Source organism: Faecalibacterium sp. DFI.5.82, assembly GCF_029076575.1.
Classification (GTDB): Bacteria; Bacillota; Clostridia; order Oscillospirales; family Ruminococcaceae; genus Faecalibacterium; species Faecalibacterium duncaniae.
Window position 1 is genome coordinate 1 of record NZ_JARFIS010000831.1, and the last position, 298, is coordinate 298.

Here is a 298-nt window from a genome sequence, read left to right on the forward strand (position 1 = left end):
GCAGGCAACTACTACGAGATGAACTTCGGCCTGACGTTCTGAGGGCAGCCCTCTCCGTCTCGCTCAAACCAAAGGAGACACTTTCCGTGGCACAAACGCAGAAAAAACAGCAGGATATGGGCACGGGTGACGTGAAAAAGCTCCTGCTCCAGCTGATGATCCCCGCCGTTGTGGCGCAGGTTGTCAACCTGCTGTACAACATCGTGGACCGCATCTACATCGGCCACATCTCGGGGATCGGCGCGGCGGCTCAGACCGGCGTGGGCCTGTTTACCCCCATCCTGATGCTCCTGAACGC

1 pseudogene is annotated in these 298 nt (G+C 58.7%); it reads left to right on the forward strand.

What is annotated here, in order from left to right:
- Positions 1-116: 116 nt before the first annotated feature.
- Positions 117-298: pseudogene (locus P0G09_RS19110) on the forward strand (MATE family efflux transporter); the annotation flags it as partial.